Origin of the sequence: Pseudomonas sp. D3 (assembly GCF_029320995.1) — a bacterium.
In the GTDB taxonomy this organism is placed as follows: Bacteria; Pseudomonadota; Gammaproteobacteria; order Pseudomonadales; family Pseudomonadaceae; genus Aquipseudomonas; species Aquipseudomonas paraveronii.
The window spans coordinates 3685245-3708183 of the sequence record NZ_CP119772.1 but is presented as its reverse complement, the minus strand read 5'-3'; the positions used below and the strand labels follow the sequence as shown (position 1 = coordinate 3708183).

Below are 22939 nucleotides of genomic sequence, written 5' to 3'. Positions count from 1 at the left end.
TATCGCATTTTAACTATCTTATCGGCTATTGGTTTCATGCGTAGGCTTAACACCATCTAATCCGCACCGCTGACCCTATTTGGAGCTTCCCCATGAAACTGTTGCATATCGATTCCAGCATCCTCGGCGACAACTCGGCTTCGCGCCAGCTCAGTGCCGGCGTGGTCAAGGCCTGGCAAGCGGCCGAGCCGGGTGTGGAAGTGACTTACCGTGACCTGGCCAACGAAGGCATCAACCACTTCTCTGGCGCCACCTTGGCTGCATTGGGCACGCCAGCCGAATTGCGCGACGCTGCGCAGCAGCGCGAAGCCGACCTCAGCGCGTCGACCCTGGCTGAATTCCTCGCCGCCGACGCCGTGGTCCTGGCCGCGCCGATGTACAACTTCACCATCCCGTCCCAGCTCAAAGCCTGGATCGACCGCATTGCCGTGGCCGGCCAGACCTTCCGCTACACCGAAGCCGGCCCGGAAGGCCTGTGCGGCAACAAGAAAGTCATCATCGCCTCCACTTCCGGTGGCCTGCATGTTGGCCAGGCAACGGGCGTGGCCCACGAGGAATACTTGAAAGTGATGCTGGGCTTCCTCGGTATCACCGACATCGAATTCGTCCGCGCCCACGGCCTGGCGTATGGCGATGAGTTCCGCAGCAAGTCCCTGAGCGACGCCAACGTTGTCATCAACGAACAATTGTTCGCCGCCGCGTAAGGCTTGTGTAAATTTCGCTGTTGCTCGGTTTCAATCTGAAGCCGGGCGCCTAAACTCTGTATTCTGCTCGCCTGAACGCGACCGGAGTACGGAGTTTTTTCGTTGACGCGCTGTCTATACTTTGGCCCAGGTTATGCACGCATGGGTTTATCACTCGGTGCGAGTACCCAGAACCATGGACATCTTAAATAGACATGCCGGTTATCGCGCAGCAAAGGTGGACATCCTCATGATGCGTCTTTGTGCTGTTTTGGTTCTTTCCCTGCTCGGTAGCCTGGTTTCAGTGCACGCTGCCCCTGCGCCGCACCCGCATTGGAGTGTGGGCTTTCACCGCATGAGTTTTCTCGACCCGCTGGATCTGCAGCCGATGAAAGCCATCGCGTTCTATCCGTCCACCGACCTTGAGCACACCACCCGGGTGGGTGGCTATCATGTGGAGGCGACGGAAGATTCGAAGATCGCTATCGGCCGTTTCCCGATGCTGATGCTGTCCCATGGCAACACCGGTACGCCGCTGGCCCTGCATGACCTGGCGACCTCCCTGGCACGCAAGGGTTTTGTGGTGGTGGCGGTGCTGCACCCCGGCGACAACTACAAGGATCACAGCCGCCTGGGCACGGTGAGCAACTTGTATGGGCGGCCGATCCAGATTTCCGAAGCGATCACCGCGACCCTGGGCGACCCGATGCTGTCACCGTTCGTCAACGTCGACCAGGTAGGTGTCATCGGCTATTCGGCCGGTGGCGAAACCGCGTTGATCCTGGCGGGAGCCAAGCCCGATTTCGCGCGCCTGCGCCGCTATTGCCAGGAACGTCCGGAAGATCGCGACGCCTGCACCACCAAAGGCGAACTGGTGGTGGACCGTGATGACCTGCAGCCACAAGCCGATCCGCGCATTCACGCGTTGATGTTGATGGCGCCGCTGAGTTTGATGTTCGGCCGCCACACCCTGGCCGACGTCCACGTGCCGGTGCTGCTCTATAGCGGTGATGGCGACAAGCTGGTGGCTGTGGACAAGAACGCCGCCGCTTTGGCGCGCAAGCTGCCCGAGCCGCCGGACTTCAAGCTGCTGGCCGGGGCCGGGCATTTCGTGTTCATGGCGCCCTGCGACAGCGCTCAACTGGCGCTGATGCCGGCGATCTGCACCGATGCCGATGGCGTCGACCGCGAAGGCATTCACCGCGATCTGAGCTCCGAAGCCGGGCGCTTTTTCACTCAGACCCTCGGGCGGTCCACCCGTGCCGGCTTGCAAACGGCGGATCAGTAAGCGCGACGCTTGAGCAGCAAGGTCACGCCCAACGCAGTGAGCGACAGCAGCGCCGCGCAGAAGAAGATCCAGCCGTAGCCGAGGTTCAACGCCACCGCGCCCATCAATGGCCCGGCAATCGCCAGGGCCAGGTCGAAAAACACGGCGTATGCACTCAACCCGGCGCCACGGCTGCTGCTGGGCACTTGCTTGATCGCTTCCACGCCCAGCGCCGGGTACACCAGGGATAAACCAAAGCCCGTCAGCCCTGCGCCGACCAACGCCACGCCGGTAGACGGCGCGAGCCACAACAGCGTCAGGCCCAGGGTCTCGATGACCATGCAGGCAATCGCCGCCCTGAAGCCGCCAAAGCGGCTGATGGCTGAGATAAACACCAGGCGCGAAACGATAAAGCACACGCCAAATACCGTCAGGCAATAGGCTGCGCCTTTCCAGCCGCGATTGAGGTAGTACAGGGTGATAAAGGTGGTCAGGGTGCCATAGCCGATGGACGCCAGGCACAGGCTGGCGCCAAACGGTGCGATACGGCCGAACACCGCCCAGAACGGCAAGCGCTCGCCGCGCACCACCGGCACCGATGGTTTATTTCGGATCAGCACCAGGCCCAACGCCGCCAACACCGACAGGGCGATACCGAGGCTGCTGTAGCCATATTCGGCGACCATCACCACCCCCAGCGGCGCGCCAATCGCGATGGCGCCGTAGGACGCGATACCGTTCCAGGAAATCGAGCGCGCCGTGTGCTCGGCACCGACCTGGCCCATGCACCAGCTGATGGTGCCTACGCCAATCAGGCCCTGGGCCACGCCGAGCAACAAACGACCGACGATCAGGATGCCCAGGCTCAACAGCGGCAGGCTTTGCAGCAGTGTCGCAAGCAACGTCAATAGGCCGCTGACCAAGATGCCCGCCAGGCCCAGCACGATCGCACGTTTGGTGCCCACGGTATCGGACATGCGCCCGGCCATGGGGCGACTGAGCAGGGTGGCCAGGTATTGCGAACCGATGGTCATCCCGGCCACCACCGCACTGAAGCCCAGTTGCTCATGCACGTAGCCCGGGATCACCGCGATCGGTAGGCCGATGCAGAGAAAGGCGATGAAGCTATAGAAGACGATGGAGACGATCTGCAGGGTGATCGACACTGAGCTGGGGGCGGCGGCAGACATGAGCACTCGTTCGCGGGAGGGCGGTGAGGGCATCATCGCAAGGGCTTGGGAGAAAAGAAAGCAGGCTAAGTATTAAGCCGGCTGACCCGTACAGATACAAAAAGCCCCATCACAGTGGACGGGGCTTTTTCTTGCTGCTTGGCGCTAACAGCTAATCGCTGTGCTTAAAACACCACGCCTTGGGTGCGCAGGTAATCGTCGTAGGTGCCGCTGAAGTCGATCACGCCGCTGGCGCTCAACTCGATGATGCGGGTGGCCAGGGACGATACGAACTCGCGGTCGTGGCTGACGAAGATCAGCGTGCCTGGGTAGTTTTCCAGCGCCAGGTTCAGCGCTTCGATGGATTCCATGTCCAAGTGGTTGGTCGGTTCGTCCATGATCAGCACGTTCGGCTTTTGCAGGATCAGCTTGCCGAAGAGCATGCGACCTTGCTCACCACCGGAGATGACCTTGACCGATTTGAGGATCTCGTCGTTGGAAAACAGCATGCGGCCCAAGGTGCCGCGGATCACTTGCTCGCCCTGTGCCCACTGGCCCATCCAGTCGAACAGGCTCATGTCGTTTTCGAAGTCGTGGGCGTGGTCCTGGGCGTAGTAGCCCAGCTCGGCCGCGTCGGTCCACTTGATGCTACCGGCATCCGGCGTCAGTTCGTTGACCAGGGTGCGCAGCAGGGTGGTCTTGCCGATACCGTTCGGGCCGATGATCGCCACGCGCTCGCCAGCTTCAACCTGAAAGCTGAAGTCCTTGAACAGCGGCTTGCCGTCGAAGCCTTTGGCCATGCGATCGATGATGACCGCCTGGCGGTGCAGCTTTTTGGTTTGTTCGAAACGGATGAACGGGCTCACGCGGCTCGAAGGCTTGACCTCGGCCAGTTGGATCTTGTCGATCGCCTTGGCACGGGAAGTGGCCTGCTTGGCTTTCGAGGCGTTGGCCGAGAAACGGCTGACGAAGGATTGCAGTTCGGAGATCTGCGCCTTTTTCTTGGCGTTGTCCGATAGCAGTTGCTCGCGGGACTGGGTCGCCACGGTCATGTACTCGTCGTAGTTGCCCGGGAACAGGCGCAACTCGCCGTAGTCCAGGTCAGCCATGTGGGTGCACACGCTGTTCAGGAAGTGACGGTCGTGAGAGATGATGATCATCAGGCTGGAGCGCTGGGTCAGGATGTTTTCCAGCCAGCGGATGGTGTTGATGTCCAGGTGGTTGGTCGGTTCGTCGAGCAACAGCACTTCAGGGTCGGAGAACAGCGCCTGGGCCAGCAACACGCGCAGTTTCCAGCCTGGGGAGACTTCACTCATCGGGCCGAAGTGCTGTTCCAGGGGAATACCCAGGCCCAGCAGCAGTTCACCGGCGCGGGATTCGGCGGTGTAGCCGTCCATCTCGGCGAATTCGGTTTCCAGCTCGGCCACGGCCATGCCATCTTCTTCGCTCATTTCCGGCAGCGAGTAGATACGGTCGCGCTCGGCCTTGACCTTCCACAGCTCTTCGTGGCCCATGATCACGGTGTCGAGCACGGTGAATTCTTCGTAGGCGAACTGGTCCTGGCGCAGTTTGCCCAGGCGCACATTCGGCTCCAGCATGACCTGGCCACCGGACGGATCCAGGTCGCCACCGAGGATTTTCATGAAGGTCGACTTGCCGCAACCGTTGGCACCGATCAAACCATAACGGTTGCCGGCGCCGAATTTGACCGAGACATTCTCGAAGAGCGGCTTGGCGCCGAACTGCATGGTGATGTTAGCTGTGGAGATCAATTACTTTACCTATCAATAGCTTAGGGTGCGCTTATTTGAGCTGGGACCAATTTGGGACCAATCTGGAGCTCTTCCGATTCGCTCCAGTCCGAGCTTGGGTTGATCCAGCGCGCATAAGTCGAGAGCAGCATCTGCACGCTATGGCCGAGCTGCTGGGAAATGAAGGCGGGGTTCATGCCAGACATAATGCATATTGTCGCATAGGTGTGACGACAGTTGTATGGCGGTCGACGACGGATGTTCAACGCTTTGGGTGTTGGAATCCATCGCTGCGTAGGTCGGCCGTCTGACTCACGTACTCCGAATGCGTCGACGGCGGGAAAATCAACGGTGTTTCAAGCATCGTCCGAGCACACATCCGCACGCTTCGCTTATTTGGGGGGAGGGCGCCGTGAGGGCGGGAATGGTGCCTTCGTTCGTACAGCCATTGTTTACAGATTCACAAGCAAAAACTACTTATTAATACAGTTCCTGTTCCAGCAAAATTTGATACTGCACAGGCTTAAAGCCCTAGCAGGTTATCCAAAAGGGCAGCCTCATTTTGGTAAGACAGGAACCATGTCCATGCACCTCCTGCGTATCCTCATTAGTGCCAGTTTGTCCACCGTATTGCTTGGACTGATAGGTTGCGCACCTACGGCCATAGTGGGGCCCGCCGCCAGTACCGTGCGCTTCACTCATAACGAACCGGGTGCCGAGTGCCCGTTCTTGGGAGATGTTACGGGCAGTCAGGGCGACTTTCTGCGCGGCAGCATCACTGGGAACGCGAACCTGGAGCCCGTAATGATCTGAAAAATTAAGCCGTAGCGATGGGTTAGCGCCAGAACAGCGAAACGCCACATTCAAGTATTCAGCGGAGTGGCCGATATACTTGTATCTCTACACTATGATCGGGTGTGTAACATGATTGTTAATATTAACAGCTCATCCTCGGTACCAATGGCTCAAGCGGCTAGCATCAGCGGCGACAGCACCAAGCCTGCCGCTTCAAGCAGCACGGCCGCTAGCTCCTCAGCGAACGCTAAAACCACAGCGGGCGCTGGTGGGCAGTCTGCCTCGGGCACCCAGCAATCCGATACCGTAAAAGAGCTGAAGAAACAAATTCAGAAGCTACAGAAGCAACTTCAACAGCAGCAGCAAGCTTTGCAGAAGGTACAGTCCAGCAACCAAAGTGCTGAAGCCAAAGCCGCTTCTGCAGCATCGGCGCAATCGCAGATTGCGGCCACTTCGGCTGCGTTGCAGACAGCGACCGCTGCTTTGCTGCAGGCCGTAACCGCTGAAGGTGGCCAAAGCTCCGGATCGGTGGTCAACACTACTGCTTGAGGGTAAGCGCAACACTCATTGCTGATTCAAAAAGGCACGCACTTATGCGCGAGCAGCTCTGTAGTTGCGCTCCCCGGTTGTGTGTGCGTGAAAACGTCCTTCACGGAAACATTGCCGGCGCGATAAGAGGTTCAGCCAGCGCTTGGCACCCTCTTCGTAAGCGCCCGCACACCGTTGGCCGTCTGATGCCGTGGCGAATGGCGACGCTCGATAGCGTCGTCGCGCTCGGTTGCAGGCGTTCCGGAACAACCTGGGCCTTGAAGGGTTTTGGATGAGAACTTCGTTGCTCCATACCTGCGGTAGAGCAGAGTTGAGAGCGCAAATGCCTCAGGCGACACGGGTGTGGCACGCGAAAGATGGTTTCTCCAACGTCTCCGGCATGGCCAGCCATAACAGCGCCAATGCCAGCGTCGCGACGCAGGCGAGGGTCAGGAAGGCGGCGTTGTAACCGGCCTGTTGCACCACAAAGCCGGCCAGGCTGCTGCTCAGTGCCGCACCCAGGCCAAACACTGTGGACAGCGCGCCCAGGCTGACGTTGAAGCGCCCGGTGCCCTGAGTCAGGTCCTTGACGATCACCGGGAACAGCGCGCCGAAAATGCCGGCGCCGATGCCGTCGAGCATCTGCACTGCCACCAGCCAATAAGGGTCGCTGGACACCGTATAGAGCACGCCGCGCAGTGGCAGAATCATGAAGCCGGCCAGCAGCAACGGCTTGCGCCCCCACACGTCCGCCTTGGCCCCCACCAGCCAGGCCATCGGCACCATCACCAATTGTGCGGCGACGATGCAGGCCGAGGTCAGCGGCGTGGCCATTTGCAGGTCGATCTGTGAAAGCTTCTGACTGACCAGCGGCAGCATTGCCGCATTGGCCAGGTGAAACAGCGCGCAACAGATGGCGAACATCAGCAGCGGGCGGTTAGCCAGTAGCGCCTTCAGCCCGAAAGGCTGCTCATGGTCGCTGTGGTGGGCGGGGTCGAAGCCGCGGGCGACTTCATGGTCGATGGTCGCCGCCGATACGCAGCAGACCGCGACGATACTGGCGAGCGCCATAAACGCCATCAGGTAAAACACCACCACCGGCCCGAATAGATAAGCCAGCCCGCCCGCCAACAGGGCGGCCACGGCATTGCCGGCGTGGTTGAACGTTTCGTTGCGTCCGGTACGGCGAGTGAAGGCGCGCGGCCCGGTGATGCCTAGGGAGATCGCCGAAATCGCTGGGGCGAACACGGAAGCGGCGACGGCGCTGGCCGCCTGGGTCAGCGCCACCCAACCGAATGTGCTGACGTAGGGCAGTACCAGGCAACTGGCGGTCACCAGTAACGCGGCAACCGCGATCACTGCACGTTTACGGCGTGTTCGATCGATCAGCGCGCCCGCCGGGCCTTGGGCCAACAGGGCCGCGATGCCTGCCAGGGTCATGACCACGCCGATGCTGGCTGGGTCCCATTTATGTACCGCCAACAAGTAAATCGCCAGGTAAGGGCCGAGGCCATCGCGGACATCCGCCAGAAAGAAATTCAGGCTATCCAGGGACAAAGTGGTACGCAGGTCAGAATGATGGGGCATGGTGATCTTCGCGCGCGGCGTGTTTAGGGACTGAACATTCGATGGGGTAATGACCTACGGGCCTCGAAATAAGTTCGCCCCCTCCGAGGGTTTCATCTGACAGGCAATTGGCTTACTTTCCATAGCTCGCTGTAACTGACTCTCTGGAGAAGCAATGGACATGCCCTCAGCCCAGCAGGCGATTGCCAGCAACAAGCACGCCTGGGACGAATCCGCCAGACTGCACAAAGACACGGATACCTGGAGGGCGCTGCTGGACTCGGTCGCCGAGCCGGGTTTTTCGTGTCTGGATCGGACCCTCACCGCCTTGCTGCAAGACGTCGGTGTTGCCGGCAAGGATGTGGTGCAACTGTGCTGTAACAACGGGCGCGAAAGCTTGTCGTTATTCGGCCTGGGCGCACGCGCGGTAGTGGGCGTGGATCAATCCAGCGCCTTTCTCCAGCAGGCCCAGGAACTGGCCGTGCGTTCACCCCACAGCCCGGAGTTCATCGAAACCGATATCCACCATCTGCCCGAGCGCCTGCATGCACGCTTCGATATCGCCTTGGTCACCATCGGTGTATTGGGCTGGATGCCGGATGTAGCGCTGTTCATGCGCCAGGTCGCCACAACGCTGAAGCCCGGCGGCACCCTGGTGATGTACGAAACCCACCCGTTCCTGGAAGTGTTCGACCCACTGGCGGCCAATCCGCTGCTGCCGGCCAGTTCGTACTTCCAGCGTGAGCCTTTTGTGCTGCAAGAGTCGATCGTCTATGAAGGGCTGGGCGCTGTCGAGGGGCCGACGTCCTACTGGTTTGTACACACGCTGGGCTGCGTGGTCAGCGCAGCGATTGCGGCGGGGTTGCAGATCGGTCATCTGCAAGAGTACCCGCATTCAAATCGCGAAGAACTCTATGACCAGTACGAGGATCAGGCGGCCCAGTTGCCGCTGTGTTTTACCCTGACGGCGACCAAGCGCCTTCCCTGAACTGCCTGTCGCGCAAAAAAAAAGGTTCTTCACGGAATCTCGGGAAACACAGAAACAAGAACGCCGATTTGGTTGATGATGTTCGTGCGAGCAAACACATCTAACAAACCGGCGTTCTTATGCGAGATATTAATACTTTCCTTCCCTTTTGGGAGGGCTTTTCTGTCGTCAACATCAAGCCTGACGGCGATGCCCTTCAGATCGACCTGATCCCCCATGCCACCCGGTTCCCATGTTGTGGCGGCTGTCAAAAGCTCTGCTCAACCACTCATGAGTATTGCGAGCGCATCATTCGTGATTTGCCTATTCTCGGCCATGCGGTGCGCTTGAGCGTTTTGCTCCGGCGCGTTGGTTGCCGCGATTGTGGCAAGCGTATGGAGGCCGTTAGTTGGCTGGATCGCTATGCCCGCATGACCCGGCGCCTGGCAGAGGCCGTCATTCAAGCGTGCGAGCGCCTTCCAACGCTGCACGTGGCGCAGATGTTTGGCCTGCATTGGGAGACCGTTCGTTTACTGGAGCGTCGAGCCCTGCAAGCAGCATTAAGCGTTTTGCCAAAGGCGAAACCGCGACGCTTGGTCATGGACGAGTTCGCACTCTTCAAAGGTCATCGTTATGCCACCGTTGTCCTGGATGCGGATACGCGACGGGTGCTGTGGATCGGCGAAGGCCGTAGTCGGGCGGCGGTTAGACCCTTTTTTGAAGAGCTGGGGCCCGAGGGCTGCGCGCTAATCGAAGCGGTGGCGATGGACATGAACACCGCTTTTGATCTGGAGGTTCGTCACCACTGCCCCAAAGCGCGAGTGGTCTACGACCTCTTTCATGTGGTGGCCAAATATGGTCGAGAGGTAATTGACCGGGTTCGTGTCGACGAAGCCAATCGACTGCGCCATGACAGGCCTGCACGCAAAGTCATCAAGCAGGCGCGATGGTTACTGCTGCGCAATCCTGAGAACCTGAAAAACCCAGAGCAACAGGTTCATTTGCAGGATCTGCTGGCGGCCAACCAGTCGCTGATGACGGTCTATTTAATGAAGGCTGAACTCAAAACGCTCTGGACGCCGAGCACCGCCTGGGACTGGAGATCAGCTTGGAACCAATGGCTGCGTCACGCCCATGAAAGCGAGATACCTGCCCTGATGCAGTTTGCCAAAAGACTAAAGGGTTACTGGCGAGGCATCGTCAGTCGGGTTCGCTGGCCAATGCACACCGGTCAGTTGGAAGGAATAAACAATCGAATAAAGGTGATCAAGCGTATGGCGTATGGTTACCGGGATAGCGAATTCTTTTTCATGAAGATCAAGAGCGTCTTTCCCGGTAATCCGTGAAGAACCAAAAAAAAGCCCACCGGGGGAGGCGGGCCAAGGGATTCACTGGAGTAGGTAGGCTTCACCCTATAGACCCGAAAGTGAAGGTCTTGTGAAAATCCCATGGCAAGTTCAGATGGGCGCGGGGCTCAGGATCGACGCACGAATGTACGCATTGTCTGCCCGGGGCCGGTGCTGAATACCCACGGTCGCGGCATGCCTTCATCTGCTGCAATGAACACAAATTCGTCTCCTTCCAGGCGGTAGCTGGCCGGCAGTGCCTTGCCCGCGTCGTCACCCATGGCATCGATCCACGTGATGCTTTTGGGGTGGGTGGCGCTGTCCAGGAAGAATCGGCCGGCCAATAGCCGCTCGCCATCAATGGTGAGCACTTCAAAGTGGTCGCCGGTAATGATGGTGACTGCACCGGGCGCGCTGTGGGCGTCGGGAGGGTTGAGCACGCCGCTGTCTTCGAGCGCGATCTGCTCCCATGTGCCCTGCAGGGCGTGGTAGTCCGGGTCGGAAATAGATGTCATACAAATTCCTTTTTGTTGAGGCTTAATAGGTGATAGCGCGACCGAATGGTCAGAAAAAGCCCGGTATGCACAGGTTTATCTGTCGGAATTGTCGTGTTATCAGGCTTTTATCTCGATTTTTTCGTGCGCCAGCAGCTATTTAACAAACTTTTGACTACTCTTGTGACAAGAATATTCCTACTCGATGAACGCCGGTGGCAATGATCGCTTTTGAAGGGAAACAAACTTTAATTGCGTGGGATTTTTCGTCCGGCTGAGTGGTCAGATAGCAATTGGTAGGCCTGCTCTGTGGGCTTCAGGGCGTTGTCCCTGATCCTTTACTTGATTTTCAGGTTTTTGGCGGTGATGGCCGTTTAGTATCATTTTTAAGGTGCTTTCATTTTGAATCGAACGTCCCCGCATACTGCTTCTAGCTCTTCAGATGAAATCGACCTGCTTGAACTGTTTCACTCGATTTGGCAGCAAAAAAAACGGGTAGTGGGGTGTACGGTTCTGGCAGGCGTGCTTGGAGTCGGCTATGCCTTCCTGGCGCCGCGCACATATGAGGTCAGCAGTGTCTTGCGCCCGGCGGCGATCAACGAACTGGATGCATTGAACCGTTCCGAAGTCTACAAACTGCCACCGGCCGATGCGTTGTCGAAAGTGGGCGCGCAGTTGGACTCTTATGAGGCGAGGCTGGGCTTTTTCAAATCCCATGAGCAATTGTTCACCGCGTTCCAGAAACCTGGGCAAAGCCTGGAGCAGTCTTTTGAAGACTTCAACCGCAACTCGGTCAACTTGATTCTGCCGGACCCGAAGAAGGCCGACTCGTTGAGCAGTTATATCCGACTGGAGTTGCAGTATCCGGCCGATGTGGACGGTGTGGCGATTCTGAACGGCTTTGTCGACTACGCCATTGCGGCGGAGCGCGAACAGGTCGGTGCAGACCTCAAGGTGATCGTCAATAACCGCCTGAATGAACTCAAAGGCAAGATTGACGCCGCGCGCGCCAACTACGATACCGATAAGGAATCGAAGATCGCTAAGTTGTTGGAAGATGACCGCCTCAAGCGCGCCCAGTTGCAAGATGAGCTCAGTGCCCTGCGCCTGCAGATGAAAATGGAGCGTAACAACCGCCTGGCGGAATTGTCGGAAGCCATTGCCATCGCCAAGTCCATGGGGATCAAGACACCGACTACGCCGTCTTCCATGGCTGATGCTTCGCGAGGGGGCTCGAGCCAGGTGATGCGTACCGAAGTCAACAACCAGAAGATCCCGCTCTACTTCCTCGGCACCGAAGCCCTTGAAGCCGAGCGCGTTGCGCTACAACAGCGGACCAGTGACGACTTCACCAACCCTCGCGTCGCCGAGATCGGCAAGGAGTTGCAACTGCTGGAGGTCAACCGTGAGGTTGAGGTGCTGCGCAAGCGTGGGAATGAAGACATATTCCTGCAGGATGTTGAACCGCTTCGTGCCGAAGTTGCGCGCTTGCGCAACCTCAACATCGACATGAGCAACCTCAAGCTGGTCACCGTCGACCGCCGCGCCCAAGAGCCGTTGGCGCCGATCAAACCGAAAAAAACCTTGGTGATCGCCTTGAGCCTGGTCGCGGGGTTAATCCTCGGCTTGCTCGTCGCACTGGTCCGCCATTTTGTGCTGGCCCGGCGCGAAACCTTACCTTGTTCGACCTTGGAAGACGGGCGTTTTTCCCGTCGTGAGCGCAAGGATGACCAGCCGCTGCTGTAACGTTTAACGCGAGAGGGCTTGTCCCATGACAAGCCCGCATGTCCCCCTCCAAATACAATCAGTAGACAGCTTTTCACAATTCTTAGTTAACGTTTTGTTACAAACTGTGGCTAAATATTAGGTGATGGCTATGTGCCGGACGGTTATCCGTCGGTCGTGCCGCCTGTATTTGAATTGTGATTTCATGTGCTGCTATCCAACCTCGGCCGTTGTGGGCACGCAGGAGCAGCCGGTTTTCTTCTGACTTGTGACCAAATCCATTGAAACTTATCATTGTTGTCCTCTACGTTACCTCCATTGCGTATGTCCACCTGCGTGGCCGGGTGCGGCATAAACTGAGCCGCCAGCTTAGCGATCACTCCACGTTCCTGGCGCCCGTCAACTGTTTTCTCTACCTGTTCTCCAAGCTGCGCAGCCGACCGTATCTCTCACCCAGCGACTTCCCAGACCTGAGTCCACTGCAGGAGCATTGGGAAGAAATTCGCGAGGAAGCCCGGAATCTGATGCAGGCGGGCGCGATCAAGCGTTCGGACCGATACGACGACGTGGGTTTCAACTCGTTCTTCAAGTCTGGCTGGAAGCGCTTTTATCTGAAATGGTACGGCGACAGCCACCCCTCGGCGATGAAGCTGTGCCCGCGCACCACCGAGTTGCTGCAGAGCATTGGCTCGGTCAAGGCCGCGATGTTCGCGGAGCTGCCACCGGGCTCCAAGCTGGTGCGCCACCGTGACCCTTACGCCGGCTCCTATCGCTACCACCTGGGCCTGGACACCCCCAACGATCCGGGGTGCTACATCAATGTGGATGGCGAGAACTACTCCTGGCGTGATGGCGAGCCGGTGATGTTCGACGAGACCTATATCCACTACGCGGAAAACGCCACCCAGAAAAACCGCATCATTCTGTTCTGTGACGTCGAGCGGCCGATGAAGTACCGCTGGGCGGCCGCGTTCAATCGCTGGTTCAGCCGCACTGTCGTGGCGGCTGCAGGCTCGCCCAACGACGCAGGCGACAAGACCGGCGGCCTGAACCGTGCGTTTACCCGCTTGTACAAAATCCGCCTGCGCGGCAAGGAACTCAAGAAGCGCAATCGCACGCGCTACTACCTGGAAAAGTGGGCGATCTTCGCGGTGTTTGCGCTGATCTTCATCCTGATCTGAGGCTCGAAGCGGCGCGACTCACTGCGGTGGCGTCGCGCCCAACGTGTCCCACGTCTTCTTGCTGAGCTTCTGCCGATTGGCATAACCCGCCCACGGGTTCTCCTTCAAACCCTGCAACCGCTGTTGCAGGTTGGCGACCGTCCACTGCTGGGCGCCACGCAATCCCTTCAACTCATCGCGACTGAACGGCACCGACACCGGCAGGCCCGGGCGTGGGCCTGGCGTTCCCCACGCAGGTACCGCTGAGCACGCTCAGGGGCTGGGCTTCGGTGATGTCGTAGTCGCTGGCCGGGCGGGCGTGCCGGTCCTTTTCCTTGATCAGCAGCCACTGTTCCTTGTCGCCGTTGCCTTTGAGGTGGGTGCGTACCAGGACCCAGTCGCCTGAGAGCTTTTCGCCGACGAGGGTGAATTCCAGTTTGCCGGCGGCGTAGGTGGTGTGTGGGTCGTCGTGGGGTTGCCAAATGCCGCGGTCCCAGACGATCACATCGCCGGCGCCGTATTGGCCGGCCGGAATGCGGCCTTCGAAACTGCCGTAGCTCAAGGGGTGGTCTTCGACCTGCACCGCGAGGCGTTTCTGGCTGGGGTCGAGGCTGGGACCCTTGGGCACGGCCCAGCTCTTGAGTACCCCATCGAGTTCCAGGCGAAAATCGTAGTGCAGATTGCGCGCGTCGTGCTTCTGGACCACGAACGTCAGCGCAGGCTTGCGCGCTTCGCTGGATTCCACGTCTTCGATCTTGCCTGCTTTGGCCTTCTTCATAACCAGAACCATGATGTTGTCTTGAGTAAAGGCTGTGTTCCGTTGACTCGCAGGGCTCGGCGAAAGTTTCGGCGGGCGGATACCCAGACAGAACCAGTTACATCTGATGAGAAACTATTTAGTTACCAAAGCCGAACCCAAAGCGTAGCGTGGTATCGAAAGCACGTATTCCTCGTCCTAAGAGGCTTTGTCATGAACACCCGTGTGCGACATCTTGCAGCGTTGGCGCTAGGCCTGGTGCTTTGCGCCAGTGTCCAGGCGCAAAACCTGCCCGGCAGCAATGACGCCAACAATAGCCCGATCCACCGCGCCAATCCCAACAGTATGCAGGGCACCCAGCCCAATGCGCCGGCGGTTCGCGGCATCCAGACCGGGCCGGCCACGCGCACGCCGACCCTGGAAAACGGCGGCATCGGCAATCGCTATCCGCAACGCGAGGCCGTGCCCAGCCGCCCCGCGACCGAAACCAAAGCCCCCGCGGTTGACGCCAACGGCAATCGCCGGCCTTGAGTGCCGGTAAGGACCCCGTCTTATGTTTCTACGCAAAACCATGCTCGCCGCGTGTTGCGCAAGCACCTTATTGTCGCTGACGACGGTGTATGCCGCCCAGGCCCAGCAATTTCCCAGTGAACAAGGCAGCATCAGCGCCACGCCGATCGCCATAGGCCTGGATCACCCATGGGCTGTGGCGTTTTTGCCGGACAAACAAGGCTTTCTCGTCACCGAGCGTCCCGGCCACCTGCGGGTCGTCAGCCCGGACGGCAAGTTGTCTGCACCGCTGACCGGTGTGCCGCAGGTCTGGGCCAAGGGCCAGGGCGGATTGCTCGATGTGGCGCTGTCGCCGGACTTCAAGCAGGACCGCCTGGTGTACCTGTCGTATGCCGAAGGTGGCGGTGAGGGCGGCACGGCTGGCACCGCGGTTGGCCGCGGGCGGTTGGCGGATGACCTGAGCGGTTTGCACGACTTCAAGGTGATCCTGCGCCAGGAGCCCAAGCTCTCCACCGGCAATCACTTCGGCTCGCGCCTGGCCTTTGACCGTGACGGCTATCTGTTTGTCAGCCTGGGTGAAAACAACGACCGGCCCACCGCCCAGGACCTGGACAAGCTGCAAGGCAAGGTGGTGCGGATCTACCCGGACGGCCGCGTGCCGGATGACAACCCCTTTGTCGGCCAACCGGGCGTGCGCCCCGAAATCTGGTCCTACGGCCAGCGCAACCCGCAGGGCCTGGCGCTGAATCCGTGGAGCGGTACGCTCTGGGAAAACGAGCACGGGCCGCGTGGCGGCGATGAAATCAACATCATCGAGCGCGGCAAGAACTACGGCTGGCCCTTGGCGACCCACGGTATCAATTATTCGCTGACGCCGATCCCCGAGGCCAAGGGCAAGGCGGTTGAAGGCACTGTGGCGCCACACCACGTCTGGGAGAAATCCCCGGCAATCAGTGGCATGGCGTTCTACGATGCAGACCGCTTCAAGGCGTGGCAGCACAATCTGTTCATTGGCGCACTGGCGAGCCAGGAGCTGATTCGCCTGCAGTTCGATGGCGACAAGGCGATCCATGAAGAACGCTTGCTGGGCGGCTTGAATGCGCGGATTCGCGACGTGCGGCAGGGGCCGGATGGCTTTTTGTATGTGTTGACCGATGAGGATGATGGGGTGTTGTATCGAGTGGGCTTGAACCAGGATTGAGCAATAAGCCGCAAGCTTCACGCTTGCGGCTACAGGTTAGAGTCCCAACTCCGACAGCCCCGGATGATCATCCGGGCGCCGCCCCAGCGGCCAGTGGAACTTGCGCTCGCTGGCCTTGATCGGCATGTCGTTAATGCAGGCAAAGCGGTTGGCCATCAAGCCGTGCTCGTCGAACTCCCAGTTTTCATTGCCGTAGGAGCGGAACCAGTTGCCGGAGTCGTCATGCCATTCGTAGGCATAGCGCACCGCGATGCGGTTATCGCTGAACGCCCACAACTCCTTGATCAACCGGTAATCCAACTCCTTGGCCCATTTGCGGCTGAGGAAGTCTTTGGCTTGTTCACGGCTGTAGGCAAATTCGGCGCGGTTACGCCACTTCGTGTCCAGGGTATAAGCCAGGGACACCCGATGCGGGTCGCGGGAGTTCCAGCCGTCTTCGGCCAGGCGGACTTTTTCGATGGCCGACTCGCGGGAAAACGGCGGCAGGGGCGGGCGTGTTTCTGCTTGGGATGGCATTAGGCAGCTCCTTAAAACAATAAAAGTTGATCGAAAGTGCGAGGCCTGTGGGTTTAAAGTCCCAATACCGTTCGTGCCATGCATTGCGCCGTATCCGCCGCAGTTGCATCGCCCGTCACCAAGGCCACGGTAATCGCGCCATCGATCAGGATCAGCAGTTGCGCGGCCTGCTGTTGCGGGTCGGGCGTGCCATGGGCTTGACACAGTTCGAGCAGGTACTCGCAGAGTCTGTGTTTATGCGCCTTCGCCAGCAGGCGTACCGGGTGTTGCGGGTTGCCGGTTTCGCCGCTGGTATTGATGAACGCGCAGCCGCGAAAGTCCGCCGAACCGAACCAGGCCTTGAGTGCGCTGAACAGTGCGAGCAGGCGCTCGCCGCTGTCTTCACTGCGTTCCACCTCGGTGCGCAGCCAGTGCATCCAGCGCGCGTCGCGACGTTGCAAGGCGGCGATGACCAGTTCGTCTTTATTGGCGAAATAGCGGTAGATGCTTTTTCTCGAGACACCGGCGGTTTTCACCAGGAGGTCCATGCCGGTGGCAGCGATGCCATGGCGATAGATCAACTTTTCGGTAACGTCGAGAATGATGTCGCGGGTTTCGTTGTGATTTATATCGTTCATGCCGAGAACAGTAGAACGATCGTTCTTCTTGGTCAATCGGTATTTTCCATGCCGCACAACGAGACCTGAGCACCCCCATGGTGTAAGCTCTGGACCTCTTCGGATTCGACCCATTGCGAACCTTATGCCGTCGTTCTTCAAACGTTCTCTGTTGCCCAAACTGCGCGGTTTCCCACTCTCCACCGAGGCGATTGAGGTGCTGTCCGGCGCCGCTGAGTTTCGCCGTTGCCTGCTGGAGAAAATTCCCCAGGCCACCCGGCGTATCTACATCGTCGCGCTTTACTTGCAGCAGGACGAGGCAGGGCAGGAGATCTACGACGCCTTGCACGCGGCCAAGGCGGCACGCCCGGAGCTGGACATCGTGGTGGTGGTCGATTGGCTGCGCGCTCAGCGCGGGTTGATCGGCGCCGGTAAACAGCCGGGCAACAGCGCCTGGTACCAGGCCATGACCCAAAGCCATGCCACTGAGGTGCCGGTGTACGGCGTGCCGGTGCAGACCCGCGAACTGTTCGGCGTATTGCACCTCAAGGGCTTTGTGATCGATGACAGCGTGCTGTACAGCGGCGCCAGCCTGAACAACGTGTATTTGCACAAGTTCGACAAGTACCGCTTCGACCGTTACCACCTGATCCACAACGCACCGCTGGCGGATTCGATGCAACACCTGGTGGAGCACGGGCTGATCGCGTCCAAGGCGGTGCATCGCCTCGACTTGCCCAACCCGCCGACCACCCGCAGCCTGCGCAATGATATCGGCGACCTGCGCAGTCGCCTCAAGCACGCTGCCTACGACACCACGACCGGCCTGTTGCCCAACGGCCACCTGTCGGTCAGCCCCTTGCTCGGTGTCGGTAAGAACAACCCCTTGAGCCGGGTGATCCTCGAACTGATCGCCAGCGCCCAGCACCAACTGACCATTTGCACGCCGTACTTCAACCTGCCGCTGCCGGTGACCCGGGAAATCAACCGCGCCCTGGCGCGCGGGGTGAAGATCGACATCATCGTCGGCGACAAGACGGCCAACGACTTCTACATCCCGCCGAGCGAGCCGTTCAAGGTGATTGCGGCCCTGCCGTACCTTTACGAAATCAGCCTGCGCCGCTTCGCCAAGCGCCATCAGCCGATGATCGACAGCGGCCAGTTGAACCTGCATCTGTGGCATGACGGCGACAACACCTACCACCTCAAAGGCATGTGGGTCGACCAGCGTTATACGTTGCTGACCGGCAACAACCTCAACCCGCGCGCGTTCCGTCTTGATCTGGAAAACGCCTTGTTGATCGATGATCCCAAGAGCGAGTGGCTGGAGCCACGACGGACCGAGCTGGCGCAGATTTTCCAGCACACCACGCGCATCGACGGTTATCAGCAGTTACAGACCCTGGTGGATTACCCGCAAGCGGTCGGCAAATTCCTGCGTCGCGTCAGCCGGGTGCGGATTGAGCGGTTGCTGTATCGCATTCTGTAACACGGGGATCGCGCAACGAACTCTCTTGCTGCCTTCAAAGCCTTGAGAGTTCGCCTACACGCAACTGTGACCCAGGCGGGTATGTTTTCTCTCGACAGTTCTTAAGGACAAGAACTCTTGCCATTCACTGGTAGAGAGGAACTAGAAATGTCACCCGTCTCCCCAATTCTTCATGCCCATCCCTCAAATGTGCCGTCGCTGACTGTCGCGCCAGCGCCGATTAGCGGCCCTGTCCCCGAGACTGTTGTGCGCACCCGACGCGCGGCGGCGCCCGATCTACCGGCCATTACGGGCCCACAATGGACCTTGCCGCCGGCGCCGGTAACGTCGGCGGATGCCGATCGTCAGTTACACACCGCGTTGATTTCCTCGGCCTTGCGTCAGTTGCCGGACTCGACCGTCCCGATTCCCCATGGCGCCACGATTTATGCAGGTTTCGATGCCCTGCGCAGTGCCTTCAATACTGCCCAAATGCGGGCCTGGATCACCAGCAAAGGGCTGAGCCTTGATACCGTCGTGGTGAAACCGGACTCGATCAGTGGTTGGGTCGTCGATAACGGCGTAGCGACACAAAAGACCTTCACGTTGAGCGACACGTCCGGCTGGTGGCAGGTCAGCGCCAGGTTGCGCGCTGCGGCAGCCGCCTTGGATGTGACCGGCAACGGGCTCGCGTATGTGCATCCAGAGAGCGAAGGCTTGTCGCGCAACGCGGTCTTGCACGGGTACGGCGTCACCCCGCCGAACACTGCCGATGAACTGGGGGCGGTACGCCAGGCACTTTCGACAGCGGACTGGTCAGCCTTGTCGGCGCAGGTAAAAGGGCGTCTGGAACAACGCACCCTGACCGCCAGAAAAGCCATCGACGTCATGGACGAACGTGTGCATCTAGCGGGCAGCTTGAGTGACCTCGTGCGTCACCTATCCGATGAGGACGAGGTGCTGCTGTCCGGCGTGCAAACGCCGATCAGCTACACCTCGTCGCTGGCGATTGACGGCGCCGACAAGGCGGCGGTCAGCGAGGTGCTGGCGTCCCATGGATTGCCGGTGCCGAAGACGGCGCGGGAGGTGCGCAATATCCTGCGCTGGCTCGACGCTGCGCTGCCGCCGGCGCCGGCCCTGGGCGATTACGCGCCATTGATCACGCGCCAGTGGGCTCCTGGGGTATTGTCCGACGCCGATAAACGTTTCGTGGCTGAGTTGAGCGATGACGACACTCCTGGCAATAAGCCTGCGCTGAACCTGTTGCGTGTCCTGGATATCCGCGGGGTGCTTGCGCTCAACACCGCCGGCACCTTGCGTGCTGACGCCGATCGCTTCCTTGACGAGGTCCTGAGCAGCCCCGTGGTGTTGAACTGGGGCAGGGCCGTGGCGCGTAACCGAGATTTCCAGGGCGCGTCCGGCGCCGATCAACTCTCGACGCTCGAAGCCAAGCAGTGGGTGCTGGCGGCCATCATGCTGCAAATTGATCCCGACGCCCCGGGGCGCCCCGGGACGGTTGCTGGTTATGACATCTATCAACCTGCCAACAATGGCCGGACGCTGGCCTCGGTGCGCACCGATATCGAAACGCACCTGTGGAAAAAAACCGCGCTGGACCCCAAGGTCGCGCCCCTGTTAGCGCACCTGTTTCTGGCCGCTGCCGCCCCCGAGTTTCTGCTTCGGGATGTTCCATCCGCGCTGCGCATGGGCTCCGCAGAATGGGCGGACTTGCGCCTGGGGGTGACCTTTGCCGAGCGTCAAGGCGGCACCGGGAGCTCGCGCGCGATGAGTTACCAGGAGGTCATGGCGCTTGCCCGGTTGGATCCGCGCAATGCGCACGAGGCGGCCGTATTGGATAACCACGGTGTCGATGTATTGCTGGACTGGGGCCTGATGCAGGGGATCTACGCCAAGACGGCAGATGGTTGCTATACAGGGCAGCACTACCAGCAAGCCCGCGAAGCCTTTCAGGCCCAGCGCGAGCAACTGCTGCAAGCCCTAATGACGTTCAAGGCACCGCTGCCGACACGCCGGGATCAGGCGACTGCAAATTTGCAGAAGGTTTTCCCGGCGCTCAGCGGCCCACAGTTGCAAGCGTTGAAGGTCCACATTGCGGACCCGGACGAGCGCCGTAACATGAAGGTGTCGGAACCCAAAACCCGTTCGCTGATCGAGACTTATATGACCGGCGATCTGGTCAGAGACCGCTGGATGTTGCTGGACGCAGACATTCCTGGCGTCGTTGGCGGCGCAAGAACGCCCTTTTCAAACGCACGCCCCAGCCGCGCCGAACAAGCCGCCATCGTAAAAAACGTGCGCGCCTTGAATGCCAAGATCAACCGCTTGCCGAGTCTGCCGGGGCAAGTGGCGAGTGAAGTCGACACCTACCTGGGGAAGCTCAAGCAAGGGTTGGGCACCACCACCAAAAGGATGCTTGCGAACTTGCCCCTGGCTGATCGCCAGGCCCTGGAATATGGCACCGTCGAGCTGTTTGCCCTGCGCGAACACGTCGACGGGGTGCCCACGCTGGATCAGACATCTGCGCAAATCGAAGAGCGCCGAGGGCGCAAAGGCACGCTGATCCGCTGTGACTACAACGGGGTGATCAGCTACTTTGAAGTGTTCCCGGCCAAGATGCTGATCGTTAAGCGTGAGGATTTGCCCGACCAACTGACGCTGGGTGGCACCCTCCAGGAGACGCAGCGAACCTATGGGCGTTGGGCGCCCTCGACGGTTCGGTTGCAAAATGGCGCAGTGGAACCGTTCGATTTCACCGCCTACACCTGCGACGCCTTGCCCCGGTCGGGCGTGTCGTCCCCCGGCATCATTATCGACCGGTTGGGTGACACCTTGCCGGCCGCCCCTGCGTCCGCAGATGGCAGCGTCCAGGCGGCGGTCCCGAACAGCTTTGCGTCGCCGCGCAGCCAAGCGATTGTCGACCGGATCATGCAGGGCAATTTCATTCATCACCGCGACAGTGTGCTCAAGTATGCCCAGGGCCAATTGCCCCTTGAGCAACAGCGGGAAGTGTCGCAACGCAACGACAGCATTTTGCTGAGTATGATTCCGTTTGTCGGGGCCGTCGTGGACCTGGCCAAGGGCAATATCATCGAGGGCACGCGGGGGTTGTTGATCGATACTGTCGGCGCGTTTCTAGGCGGCGCAGGGGCGTCGGTGCGCGCGTTGGTCAAATCCACAAAGGCGGTTGCGCCCTTTGGCGCCAAGGCTTTTCGCGTGGCGGAAAAGGGGGTGACCGTGGTCAGCGCGTTTTTGAATCCGATCGATGGCGCTGCCGATCTGCTGGTCAATGGTGCAAAAGGCGTGCTCGCCTTGCCCCATGTGTTGAGCCACGCGCCGAATGTCTCGGCGTTCGCGAACATGCTTGTGGCGCAGGAAAAGCTCCGCGCCTTCTTTGGCGTGCGAGCGGCGTTGGATCGTTCCACGGCGACCCCCAATGGCTCGCCGCAGGCCACAGCTCATCAAGGGCACAATCATGGCGTGCCGGTTCGAGCGGTGCAGGCGGGCGAGCATTGGTACGCGGTCAATCCGCAGAACGGCTTGGCGGTCGGTACACCGCTGGACGGGTACCGACGGTTGGGCGAGGCCTCAATGGCTTAATTCAGGCCGAGTTTGCCGCGCAGGGTCGACAGGTCTTCCGCCAGGGTATTGACCGGGCCCACCAGGGCTTTGCGGTCGTTTTCCTTGACCTTGTCATAGGTCTGGAAGCCGCCATCCGCGGTCTTGTACTTGGCCAGGATCTTGTCCACGCTGGCGAAGTTTTTGTCGACCTTGGCCAGGAAGGCCTTGTCCTGTTTCTCGATCTGGCCGCGGAACAGATCGACGATTTTCTTCGCACCGTCGATGTTGCCCTGGAAGTCATACAGGTCAGTGTGGCTGTAGCGGTCTTCCTCGCCTGAGATCTTGGTGGCGGCGACTTCTTCGAGCAGGGCTGCGGCACCGCCCACGACTTTTTCTGGCGGGAAGGTCAGGCCGGCGACCCGGGCCTGCAGGTCTTTGACGTCTTTGTTCAGGCCGTCGGCCAGGGCGCCGAGGCCTTGGGTGGTGTTCTCGGCGAACAGGCTGTACTCGATACGGTGAAAACCGGTGAAATCATCGGCCTTCACGCCTTTTTCGTGGTCGTCGACACGCGAATCGATAGAGGCATCGAGGTCGCTGAACAGCTCGGCGATCGGCTCGATGGCCTCATAATGTACGCGGGTCGGCGCATACAGCTTCTTGGCGGTGGCCAGGTCGCCTTTTTTCACTGCGTCGGTGAACGCCTGGGTCTGGGTCGCCAGCTCAGCGATTTGTTCGGTGACGTAGATCTTGTAGTCCGACACCGGGCCTACCAGGTCCAGCGGCGCCGTGGCGGCGAAGGCAGCCAGGGGCGAGAGGGTGATTAACAACGACAGTGCGAGAGTCGACTTCTTCATGGGACGG

At 59.8% G+C, this 22939-nt stretch carries 19 protein-coding genes and 2 pseudogenes; 11 read left to right on the top strand and 10 right to left on the bottom strand.

Annotated features, from left to right (window positions below; genetic code table 11):
* Positions 1–92: 92 nt before the first annotated feature.
* Both P3S72_RS16830 and P3S72_RS16825 read left to right on the top strand, forming a co-directional pair.
* Entirely contained in the window at positions 93–704 is a 612-nt protein-coding gene (locus P3S72_RS16830; protein ID WP_276193205.1) for an FMN-dependent NADH-azoreductase, read from the top strand.
* A 229-nt stretch (positions 705–933) separates the two neighbouring features.
* On the top strand, positions 934–1971 hold the full coding sequence (locus tag P3S72_RS16825) for a dienelactone hydrolase (protein ID WP_276193204.1): 1038 nt from the start codon (positions 934–936) through the stop codon (positions 1969–1971).
* On the opposite strand, the gene P3S72_RS16820 is transcribed toward P3S72_RS16825, so the two are convergent.
* The 3 genes and pseudogenes from P3S72_RS16820 to P3S72_RS16810 form a co-directional block, all read right to left on the bottom strand.
* Positions 1965–3140: an MFS transporter gene (locus tag P3S72_RS16820; protein WP_276193203.1), complete on the bottom strand. Its 1176-nt coding sequence runs from the start codon at positions 3138–3140 to the stop codon at positions 1965–1967. The two genes, P3S72_RS16825 and P3S72_RS16820, sit on opposite strands and share 7 nt — an antisense overlap.
* A 164-nt stretch (positions 3141–3304) precedes the next feature.
* Positions 3305–4891 carry an ABC-F family ATPase gene (locus P3S72_RS16815; protein WP_276193202.1) on the bottom strand — a complete coding sequence of 529 codons (1587 nt, stop codon included), beginning with the start codon at positions 4889–4891 and terminating at the stop codon, positions 3305–3307.
* A 20-nt stretch (positions 4892–4911) separates the two neighbouring features.
* A pseudogene (locus tag P3S72_RS16810) lies at positions 4912–5234 on the bottom strand (site-specific integrase); the annotation flags it as partial.
* Between the two features lie 560 nt (positions 5235–5794).
* On the opposite strand from P3S72_RS16810, the gene P3S72_RS16805 reads away from it, so the two are divergent.
* Complete coding sequence (locus P3S72_RS16805; protein ID WP_276193201.1) at positions 5795–6214, top strand: hypothetical protein; 420 nt, start codon at positions 5795–5797, stop codon at positions 6212–6214.
* Between the two features lie 327 nt (positions 6215–6541).
* Here P3S72_RS16805 and P3S72_RS16800 read toward each other — a convergent pair whose 3' ends face one another.
* Complete coding sequence (locus tag P3S72_RS16800; RefSeq protein ID WP_276193200.1) at positions 6542–7780, bottom strand: MFS transporter; 1239 nt, start codon at positions 7778–7780, stop codon at positions 6542–6544.
* Between the two features lie 154 nt (positions 7781–7934).
* Here P3S72_RS16800 and P3S72_RS16795 point away from each other — a divergent pair, with 154 nt between their 5' ends.
* Together P3S72_RS16795 and P3S72_RS16790 are read left to right on the top strand one after the other, a co-directional pair.
* Complete coding sequence (locus P3S72_RS16795; RefSeq protein WP_276193199.1) at positions 7935–8747, top strand: class I SAM-dependent methyltransferase; 813 nt, start codon at positions 7935–7937, stop codon at positions 8745–8747.
* Positions 8748–8866: 119 nt separating this feature from the next.
* A complete protein-coding gene (locus tag P3S72_RS16790; RefSeq protein WP_276192863.1) occupies positions 8867–10072 on the top strand; it encodes an ISL3 family transposase in 1206 nt (401 codons plus the stop codon).
* A gap of 128 nt (positions 10073–10200) precedes the next feature.
* On the opposite strand, the gene P3S72_RS16785 is transcribed toward P3S72_RS16790, so the two are convergent.
* Positions 10201–10587: a TIGR03067 domain-containing protein gene (locus tag P3S72_RS16785; RefSeq protein ID WP_276193198.1), complete on the bottom strand. Its 387-nt coding sequence runs from the start codon at positions 10585–10587 to the stop codon at positions 10201–10203.
* Between the two features lie 381 nt (positions 10588–10968).
* Here P3S72_RS16785 and P3S72_RS16780 point away from each other — a divergent pair, with 381 nt between their 5' ends.
* Both P3S72_RS16780 and lpxO read left to right on the top strand, forming a co-directional pair.
* A complete protein-coding gene (locus P3S72_RS16780; protein WP_276193197.1) occupies positions 10969–12312 on the top strand; it encodes a Wzz/FepE/Etk N-terminal domain-containing protein in 1344 nt (447 codons plus the stop codon).
* Positions 12313–12572: 260 nt separating this feature from the next.
* Positions 12573–13472, top strand: coding sequence for a lipid A hydroxylase LpxO (gene lpxO, locus P3S72_RS16775; RefSeq protein WP_276193196.1), 900 nt, complete (start codon positions 12573–12575; stop codon positions 13470–13472).
* Between the two features lie 18 nt (positions 13473–13490).
* Here the strand turns inward: lpxO and P3S72_RS16770 are convergent, their stop codons facing one another.
* Both P3S72_RS16770 and P3S72_RS16765 read right to left on the bottom strand, forming a co-directional pair.
* Positions 13491–13634: a hypothetical protein gene (locus tag P3S72_RS16770; protein WP_276193195.1), complete on the bottom strand. Its 144-nt coding sequence runs from the start codon at positions 13632–13634 to the stop codon at positions 13491–13493.
* Positions 13635–13698: 64 nt separating this feature from the next.
* Positions 13699–14184, bottom strand: a pseudogene (locus tag P3S72_RS16765) (DNA polymerase ligase N-terminal domain-containing protein); the annotation flags it as partial.
* Between the two features lie 237 nt (positions 14185–14421).
* Between P3S72_RS16765 and P3S72_RS16760 the strand changes: the two are divergent.
* The gene (locus P3S72_RS16760) at positions 14422–14739 is read left to right on the top strand and encodes a hypothetical protein (protein ID WP_276193193.1); all 318 of its coding nucleotides are present in this window, start codon (positions 14422–14424) and stop codon (positions 14737–14739) included.
* A gap of 22 nt (positions 14740–14761) precedes the next feature.
* Positions 14762–15919, top strand: a complete 1158-nt coding sequence (locus P3S72_RS16755; RefSeq protein WP_276193192.1) for a PQQ-dependent sugar dehydrogenase — start codon at positions 14762–14764, stop codon at positions 15917–15919.
* 36 nt (positions 15920–15955) lie between these two features.
* On the opposite strand, the gene P3S72_RS16750 is transcribed toward P3S72_RS16755, so the two are convergent.
* Both P3S72_RS16750 and P3S72_RS16745 read right to left on the bottom strand, forming a co-directional pair.
* Positions 15956–16435, bottom strand: a complete 480-nt coding sequence (locus tag P3S72_RS16750) for a nuclear transport factor 2 family protein (protein ID WP_276193191.1) — start codon at positions 16433–16435, stop codon at positions 15956–15958.
* Between the two features lie 53 nt (positions 16436–16488).
* Positions 16489–17052 (bottom strand): TetR/AcrR family transcriptional regulator, encoded by a 564-nt coding sequence (locus tag P3S72_RS16745; RefSeq protein ID WP_276193190.1) that lies wholly within the window; start codon positions 17050–17052, stop codon positions 16489–16491.
* A gap of 124 nt (positions 17053–17176) precedes the next feature.
* Between P3S72_RS16745 and pssA the strand changes: the two genes are divergently transcribed.
* On the top strand, positions 17177–18520 hold the full coding sequence (gene pssA, locus P3S72_RS16740; protein WP_276193189.1) for a CDP-diacylglycerol--serine O-phosphatidyltransferase: 1344 nt from the start codon (positions 17177–17179) through the stop codon (positions 18518–18520).
* Positions 18521–18766: 246 nt separating this feature from the next.
* Entirely contained in the window at positions 18767–22117 is a 3351-nt protein-coding gene (locus tag P3S72_RS16735) for a hypothetical protein (protein WP_276193188.1), read from the top strand.
* Here the strand turns inward: P3S72_RS16735 and efeO are convergent.
* Positions 22114–22932 carry an iron uptake system protein EfeO gene (gene efeO / locus P3S72_RS16730; protein ID WP_276193186.1) on the bottom strand — a complete coding sequence of 273 codons (819 nt, stop codon included), beginning with the start codon at positions 22930–22932 and terminating at the stop codon, positions 22114–22116. The two genes, P3S72_RS16735 and efeO, sit on opposite strands and share 4 nt — an antisense overlap.
* Between the last annotated feature and the right edge of the window lie 7 nt (positions 22933–22939).

Bases quoted from the DNA above. Each gene is read 5' to 3' on its own strand.
- P3S72_RS16830 (WP_276193205.1), top strand. From the start codon at position 93: ATGAAACTGTTGCATATCGATTCCAGCATCCTCGGCGACAACTCGGCT.
- P3S72_RS16825 (WP_276193204.1), top strand. From the start codon at position 934: ATGATGCGTCTTTGTGCTGTTTTGGTTCTTTCCCTGCTCGGTAGCCTG.
- P3S72_RS16820 (WP_276193203.1), bottom strand. From the start codon at position 3,140: ATGTCTGCCGCCGCCCCCAGCTCAGTGTCGATCACCCTGCAGATCGTC.
- P3S72_RS16805 (WP_276193201.1), top strand. From the start codon at position 5,795: ATGATTGTTAATATTAACAGCTCATCCTCGGTACCAATGGCTCAAGCG.
- P3S72_RS16800 (WP_276193200.1), bottom strand. From the start codon at position 7,780: ATGCCCCATCATTCTGACCTGCGTACCACTTTGTCCCTGGATAGCCTG.
- P3S72_RS16795 (WP_276193199.1), top strand. From the start codon at position 7,935: ATGGACATGCCCTCAGCCCAGCAGGCGATTGCCAGCAACAAGCACGCC.
- P3S72_RS16790 (WP_276192863.1), top strand. From the start codon at position 8,867: ATGCGAGATATTAATACTTTCCTTCCCTTTTGGGAGGGCTTTTCTGTC.
- P3S72_RS16785 (WP_276193198.1), bottom strand. From the start codon at position 10,587: ATGACATCTATTTCCGACCCGGACTACCACGCCCTGCAGGGCACATGG.
- P3S72_RS16760 (WP_276193193.1), top strand. From the start codon at position 14,422: ATGAACACCCGTGTGCGACATCTTGCAGCGTTGGCGCTAGGCCTGGTG.
- P3S72_RS16755 (WP_276193192.1), top strand. From the start codon at position 14,762: ATGTTTCTACGCAAAACCATGCTCGCCGCGTGTTGCGCAAGCACCTTA.
- P3S72_RS16750 (WP_276193191.1), bottom strand. From the start codon at position 16,435: ATGCCATCCCAAGCAGAAACACGCCCGCCCCTGCCGCCGTTTTCCCGC.
- P3S72_RS16745 (WP_276193190.1), bottom strand. From the start codon at position 17,052: ATGAACGATATAAATCACAACGAAACCCGCGACATCATTCTCGACGTT.
- pssA (WP_276193189.1), top strand. From the start codon at position 17,177: ATGCCGTCGTTCTTCAAACGTTCTCTGTTGCCCAAACTGCGCGGTTTC.
- efeO (WP_276193186.1), bottom strand. From the start codon at position 22,932: ATGAAGAAGTCGACTCTCGCACTGTCGTTGTTAATCACCCTCTCGCCC.